Source organism: Priestia aryabhattai (genome assembly GCF_023715685.1).
In the GTDB taxonomy this organism is placed as follows: Bacteria; Bacillota; Bacilli; order Bacillales; family Bacillaceae_H; genus Priestia; species Priestia aryabhattai_B.
Genome location: NZ_JAMBOQ010000105.1, coordinates 1 through 351, shown reverse-complemented (window position 1 = coordinate 351; position 351 = coordinate 1). Strand labels below are relative to the sequence as shown.

General features: G+C 54.1%; 3 tRNA genes. All 3 read left to right on the top strand.

Features of this window, described 5'->3' with window-relative positions:
- Positions 1-54 precede the first annotated feature (54 nt).
- The 3 genes from M3225_RS29205 to M3225_RS29195 all read left to right on the top strand — a co-directional run bounded on the left by M3225_RS29205 (position 55) and on the right by M3225_RS29195 (position 304).
- Positions 55-130 (top strand) — tRNA-Thr (locus M3225_RS29205).
- Between the two features lie 8 nt (positions 131-138).
- Positions 139-222, top strand: a tRNA-Tyr gene (locus tag M3225_RS29200).
- Positions 223-229: 7 nt separating this feature from the next.
- Positions 230-304 (top strand) — tRNA-Gln (locus M3225_RS29195).
- Positions 305-351: the final 47 nt, after the last annotated feature.

Genomic DNA, 351 nt, shown 5'->3' with positions numbered 1-351 from the left:
CCTGCCTTACAAGCAGGGGGTCGGCGGTTCGATCCCGTCATCCTCCACCACCGTGCCGGTGTAGCTCAACTGGTAGAGCAACTGACTTGTAATCAGTAGGTTGGGGGTTCAAGTCCTCTTGCCGGCACCACTTATATCGGAGGGGTAGCGAAGTGGCTAAACGCGGCGGACTGTAAATCCGCTCCTTCGGGTTCGGCAGTTCGAATCTGCCCCCCTCCACCATTTTTATTGGGCTATCGCCAAGCGGTAAGGCAACGGATTTTGATTCCGTCATGCGTTGGTTCGAATCCAGCTAGCCCAGCCATAGAGAGCCATTAGCTCAGTTGGTAGAGCATCTGACTTTTAATCAGA